Source organism: Hymenobacter sp. AT01-02, assembly GCF_000961955.2.
In the GTDB taxonomy this organism is placed as follows: Bacteria; Bacteroidota; Bacteroidia; order Cytophagales; family Hymenobacteraceae; genus Hymenobacter; species Hymenobacter mucosus.
Genome location: NZ_JZIR02000123.1, coordinates 1 through 5,861 on the forward strand (window position 1 = coordinate 1; position 5,861 = coordinate 5,861).

Consider the following 5,861-nt stretch of genomic DNA (forward strand, 5'->3'; position numbering starts at 1 on the left):
ATCGGCCATGGCTTTGTCCCGGGGCCCATTCGCTGGGCACTCTTTCCTCCAAGCTAAAGGCGCGTATACCTTCGATCACGAGCGGCCAGGCCGAGGTATCGTGGGCAGCAAGCTGGGCCTGACTGACCAGTTGCAGGCCGTCCTTCAGGGGCTTGCGCATATCGGGGCGAAATGCACCAGGCGTACGCATCTCGGCAATTCGCCCTTGTACTGCCGCCAGAAACTGCTGGTAGGCGGCCGGAGAGGGAAACTGGTTAGCGATTCCCGCGCTAACCAGATAGCGGTCCAAGTCGGTTCGTAGGTGTAAATAGCTATAGCCGAGATAATGCTGCGAATCGAAGCCACTCAGGTGGAGCGGGTTGGCGGTTTGAAAGCTTTGTGGGATATACTGCTCAAACAAGTAGCGACAATCCACGCTACGCGTCCAGAGGGAAAAGATATTCCGTTGCAGAAAGTACTGGATAGAGTCGGGTTGTTTGGCCAATTGGTCCCAACCCGTGGTCAGGCCGTAAAAGTCACTCTCGAAGGCCAGCACGGTAAAGCCTTTGCGCTCGTGCAGATACTTTACTAAGCGCGTTTTGGCCTGAAAGGCGGGCCCATCCCCGTGGTCCTGTTCGCCCAGCATGACAACCCGGGCCTCGCCGATGGCCTGGCCCACGGCCGCTAAATCGGCGTAGTCGTCGGCAGCGGCCGTAGCATCGAGCGTGGCAACCGGCACTGTGTTCGCCATCACGTAGGAGCGAATATCTTGCCCGCAGGCCGTGGCGCACAGCAGCAAGCAGGCCGCAGTAGTAAGTGTTTTCATTGGTTAGCGTAGTGAATAACAGCGAAGGAAATAAAGCGGAACTTACGCCGAAGCTTGGCATAAAAAGGAACCGTTGCTTCTGAGGCAGACAACATAGCTCGTCAAGGGAGTGGACGTATCAGGCACTGGGAAGCGCACTCACGCACCGTGACTGCCTGGCAGATGCATGAACTGTTTAAAGGGTTGTCTGGCCAGCCTTAGTGAGCTATCTGTTCCGTTTTCTGGGAAGACCTGTACTTGTCAAGCAGTCCATCTAGTTGTCCTTTTATTCCCGTTTGTTCCTCTTTATCTACCGCGAAACAGCCTTGGTTTTGGAGGCCCATTGGGGCACAGCACCACAGCACCACAGCATCAAAGTATGAGAGCACCATAGCATCAGAGCACCAGATTATTAGAGCACCGTGACTCGTTGTGCGTATCTTGTTCTGGCGGTAGGGAGTAGTGAGTAGGGAAGCGGCTTACGAGGCGTACGCGAAGGAGCTAGAGCAGCGCAATGCAGAGCGCCGGCAATACAATGAGCGACTCGCCGAAGGACGCGAGCAGCTGCGTCACCAGCAGAGCGCGGCCGGAGTGACTGCCTTATGAAAAACGCTGGATGGGTGCCCACCTACTTTGCAGCGTCACTTGCTGAGCCAATTACACCTTCTGCAAGAACACCAGCAACGGTAGAATGGCTAGAGCAGCAACGTAAGCCCTTGAAGGAGGCATCGGGATGGTTGACTACTGCTGCCCGGGAAGCGAAGGCCAAGCTTCGTCTTATAAACCAGATAGAGGCGAATCCTACGGTTGTGCCCGAGAGCAGGTACCCGGACTTCGCCCAAGAAGCGGCACGAGCTTTCCGACCAGCACCCGTACTGGACTTTATAGTAGCAGACTACCAAAAGCAGGAACAGCCTCTTGAGGCGCTGGCTACTTACGCAACTCGACAGGAACAGCAGCTTACTCAAGCCGAGAAGCAAATTACACGGCCGCCGCTGACGCCCCGTCGTGGGCTCAAGCATTAAGTGGTCAGCTTTGATCTAACCGAATACGCGAAGTCGTACTATCATCCGGAATCTGCTCATTCCATTCACGTAACTGGCTTTCCTGAGAGGCAATGTTGGCTAGCCATTTTCGTTGAGCTGCTAATTGTTGCTCTGGACTTTGACTTTCTGTTTGTTCAAGCAACTGGCGAGCTGATTTTGCAACGGTGATACTATATAGAGCAATCCATTTAAGATAATTAGGCTCGTTGTCAGCAGCTTTACTCCAATAGTTGCCGTGTTGCTCGCGGCACAGGACAGAGCAGAAACGGCTATCGGGTTGGTCTACGCAATGCGCTCGACCACAATACTGGCAGACGATCATTTTCAGGGAGCAATAAAAAGCAGCTTTGTGTACATACTATAATATGTTTCACAAACTGTGTTTATTACAATAGGTTACATTTAGTAGGCTTGCTGCCCACCTTCCGTTCACCATGACGGAAGACGCCACCCAGCCGGACCCCCGCTTAAAACAGATTGCGCAGAAGCTCAAGCAACTGCGAATTGCCAAAGGCTATTCTTCTTATGAGGCGTTTGCCTTTGATCATGAGTTGCCTCGTGTAGGGTATGGTCGGCACGAACAAGGCAGTAACTTGACGCTAAAGAGCCTATTACGCTTGCTTGACATTCATCAACTAAGCTTAGCAGAATTCTTCGCTGAGTTATGAGATGCAGGTTGTGGCGTTCTAGAAACACCTGCTGCTAGTATGTCACAGCCTGATATTTGGTGGCTTTTAATAGTAGCAAGATGCAAGGTCAGCCGCACCGAGAACATAGCCCGTTACGCAGAGCGCAAGCAGGCTGGCGAACTAGACCAGAAGAACCCGTACCACCTGAGCCCACTGATTAATCACAAGAACACGCAGCGCAGGGTCGTGACGGGCGGCTTCGAGCGTAAGCAGTACTCGGAGCGAGTAGAGCAGGCCTTTAACCAGGGGTTTGCCTACAAGCGGCCCCTAACCGAAACATTCCGTTACGCCCACATCATGCAGCACGGCACACCCGAAGAGTGCGCGGCCTTGCGAGTGCAGGTCATCCAAGAGCAGCAACAGGTGATGCAGCAGGCTATTCCTGAGCAACAGAGCTCAAACAGCATCAGCACTCGAACAAGGAGGTACTAGAGCAGAAAATCACACAATTAGAGCCATTGCAGCAACTCAACCCGGAACTAGCACGTGCTACTGAACGGCAACGCAGTAAAGGGCATAGGTTATAGTGTTAGAGCGGTTTCGCCGGCTGTCTGCTTTATTGCAAATGGATTGGCGTGTACACGTCACAAACTTACGGAGTACGTTTAATCCCTGCTGCGCGGCAGCTACAACCAACCGAACTAACCTACGATAATGAACTTAGGCCTACTCGCCACCCCCATAGCCGCCGCTACCCTGCTACTGAGCACGCTAGGCTGCTCTAAGAAAGATGATGATGCAAAGCCAGCAGTTGGGATGGGCAGCTACAAGCTGGATGGGGCTGCCAAAAGCTGTCAGGTCAATGCCTTCACCAGTTTGGGTACTAACGGCGGGCTGCTTTACGACTACCTGGAGATAGACCTGACCACCACACCCGCGCCCGCCACTGGGGCCGAAGTGCTCAAGCTCTATTACCTCAAGCCCGCCGGGCAGCCGACGACTGCCTATATGCTGTACGATTTCGAGCTGGCTACTAATGGTGGCCTGTACAGCTTCTCTAGTAATGTATCCACACTCAATATGGCCATTGGCAACAGGTACAGTGGCACGTTTGCCGGCACCGCCAATCAAAGCACCCCTTCACTTCCTTATAATACTATCACGGACGGCGTTTTCACGGATGCGCGCCTGTAGAACCTGCTGAAAGGAGACGCTGACGCTGCTGCGCTCGAAAAGCGTGGGTCTGGTCGTTGGGCAACTGGTCGTTGTAGCGGATATCCCCCGCTACCAAGAGGCCTTCCAGCGGAAACAGCCGGGCGTGCTCGTCGGTATACGCCGTGAGCAACGCCGCCAGCGGGGCTGAGGCGACAGGCTTGGCCGCCGCGCTGGTAACAGTGGCGCTGATTTTAGCGGGCTGCGCCTGGGCGCTAGCGGGCACCAAAGTGGCCAGCCAGAGGCCAGCCGCTACGGTAGGCAGTAGTACTGTTCTCATCAGCAATGACAAGCGTTTTAAGCGGGAGTTTTAGGTTACTTCGTTGGGTTGGCGGCCGCTATTTGCAGCAGGCGCGTGCGAAAAAGCGGGGGTTCTTGCCAGCTCGGGGCATGCCCGCTATGCTCGAATAAGAACAACTGCTTCTTAGGTGCCTTAATGGTGGCGAAATACTGCTGCGCCAGTTCCGCGGAAGTCGTATGGTCATACTTGCCCACCACAAAATACACGGGCAGCTGAAAGGTTGGCCGCTGCATCAAATCCGTTTTGCCGCCACTTATATAGCGGTCGAGCTGCTTGCCGGCCCGCATCACTGGGGTCATCCAATCCAGCGCTTGGTAATCGGCGTAGAGCGTCATCGGGTTTGGCAATTCTACTTCCTCCTTGCTGGAGAGGTACTTATCGGAAAGCATACGAAACTGCATCAGGCCCGCTAGGCCATTCTGGTAGCTCCCATCTTGGTTGAATGAAATTTTGGCCAGCGCTGCGAGCGTCGCCGTGTCTTTCTGCAGCGTGGCCTGCTGCACCACGTAGTTTTTGGCGAGCAGCTCTGACTTGCCGGGGTTTACCATTTGCCCCATGCCGATGTAGGCGGCGTAGTCCTGCGGATACTGCTGCACGAGCATTACCCCGATAAGACTGCCCCAGCTGTGGCCAACGACGAATATTTTGCGGCGGTGGTAGTGCTTCTGCAAGAACTGCGTTACCACGTGGGCATCTGCTACATACAGCTCCGGCGTAAGCGTTACGGTGGTGTCGGTCTGCGACTTGCCGCAGTTGCGCTGGTCCCACGACACAAAAACAAAGTCTTTGGTGAGGTCTTGGCTGTACTTGCGGTTCGTGGGCGTGGCTGGCCAGGAAGGTCCGCCGTGGATGAACAGCAAAATGGGCTTGTCGGCGGAGGCGCCTTTAATCTCTAGGTACTGCTTCACCCCGTTGACCGGCAGCAAAAAGGCAGTATCCACGGTGGCTGTTTTAAGCGGGCGTTTAGTCCCTTGCGCCCCGGCATAATCGGGTTGAAAAACTGCGGCGCAAAAAAGAAGAATAGCTAAAATTTGTTTCATAAAAAGAAGAATGGAATTACCACAAGCACGGCTACTGTTCAGTAAAGAACGATGTAAATTTAACTATTTCTATAAATAGTTTGTCATAACCAATAATAGGGTAGACCAGGGTAGTCGAAACCCCATCAGTCATACAAAGTAGTTGGACTGTCTTGTTTTTGCGTTTATCAACTTCTTGGCTCGAGCAGTACCCCACATATCCTATCAAAGGGGAGGCAGATGGCAGTTGAGCGCCTTCATGGGCGAAGGCGCGAAGGCTTGACCAGACCCTCGTTCAGGGTATGCTACGACACTCGCTTCTAGAGCCGGGAACACGAGATGAATTCGCTTTACTTCCCGCTGGATGGGCGCATGCTATGCGCGATGGCCTATAATCTGAAGAAGTGGCTCGGCTTTCACCCACTGCAGCAAGGCGGTCAGGTGATAGCGCTACCAGCACCTGATCCATTTTGTTGGGTCGTACTCTACTTTTGCGGACATTCTTGGTTTCTTAGTTTAGCTATGAAATGCCCCGAAGAGAAGACACTTTGAAGGATACAAAAATAAGCATCACAGGTCTGTTGTATCAGCTATGAACTTGCCAGTGGACGAAATGTATTTTCTCTAGAAAATCAGCACCTCATTGACTGTCCAGCTCTAGGTTAAATTCCTTAACATAAGAGTATTTATGAGTGCACCCTTGAAATAGGTGTATTCTTTGCATGCCAATTCAATGCACTGTTTTTTGCACTCTGTAACTATCCACCATGCTTTATCCTTGGCTTTGGTTTCTGTTCTGGATTGTGTGCGGTTGGCTCTGTCCGGTGATTGTGCAAGCGCAACAGCCAAGCAACAAGGAGAATGCTGGGA

The 5,861-nt window shown here is 53.1% G+C and carries 7 protein-coding genes and 1 pseudogene; 4 read left to right on the forward strand and 4 right to left on the reverse strand.

What is annotated here, in order from left to right; genetic code table 11:
- A pseudogene (locus VI25_RS20745) lies at positions 1-805 on the reverse strand (hypothetical protein); the annotation flags it as partial.
- 581 nt (positions 806-1,386) lie between these two features.
- Between VI25_RS20745 and VI25_RS20750 the strand changes: the two are divergent.
- Positions 1,387-1,809 carry a hypothetical protein gene (locus VI25_RS20750; RefSeq protein WP_045690425.1) on the forward strand — a complete coding sequence of 141 codons (423 nt, stop codon included), beginning with the start codon at positions 1,387-1,389 and terminating at the stop codon, positions 1,807-1,809.
- 4 nt (positions 1,810-1,813) lie between these two features.
- Here VI25_RS20750 and VI25_RS25350 read toward each other — a convergent pair whose 3' ends face one another.
- Positions 1,814-2,152 (reverse strand): hypothetical protein, encoded by a 339-nt coding sequence (locus VI25_RS25350; RefSeq protein ID WP_161807005.1) that lies wholly within the window; start codon positions 2,150-2,152, stop codon positions 1,814-1,816.
- Positions 2,153-2,264: 112 nt separating this feature from the next.
- On the opposite strand from VI25_RS25350, the gene VI25_RS20755 reads away from it, so the two are divergent.
- The 3 genes from VI25_RS20755 to VI25_RS20765 all read left to right on the forward strand — a co-directional run bounded on the left by VI25_RS20755 (position 2,265) and on the right by VI25_RS20765 (position 3,653).
- Positions 2,265-2,498: a hypothetical protein gene (locus tag VI25_RS20755; protein WP_045690424.1), complete on the forward strand. Its 234-nt coding sequence runs from the start codon at positions 2,265-2,267 to the stop codon at positions 2,496-2,498.
- 39 nt (positions 2,499-2,537) lie between these two features.
- Positions 2,538-2,951 (forward strand): DUF5712 family protein, encoded by a 414-nt coding sequence (locus tag VI25_RS20760; protein ID WP_052695661.1) that lies wholly within the window; start codon positions 2,538-2,540, stop codon positions 2,949-2,951.
- 222 nt (positions 2,952-3,173) lie between these two features.
- Entirely contained in the window at positions 3,174-3,653 is a 480-nt protein-coding gene (locus tag VI25_RS20765; protein ID WP_055562808.1) for a hypothetical protein, read from the forward strand.
- Here VI25_RS20765 and VI25_RS20770 read toward each other — a convergent pair.
- Complete coding sequence (locus VI25_RS20770) at positions 3,634-3,951, reverse strand: hypothetical protein (RefSeq protein ID WP_045690661.1); 318 nt, start codon at positions 3,949-3,951, stop codon at positions 3,634-3,636. The genes VI25_RS20765 and VI25_RS20770 overlap by 20 nt on opposite strands.
- A gap of 35 nt (positions 3,952-3,986) precedes the next feature.
- The gene (locus VI25_RS20775) at positions 3,987-5,012 is read right to left on the reverse strand and encodes an alpha/beta fold hydrolase (RefSeq protein WP_055562809.1); all 1,026 of its coding nucleotides are present in this window, start codon (positions 5,010-5,012) and stop codon (positions 3,987-3,989) included.
- Positions 5,013-5,861 lie beyond the last annotated feature (849 nt).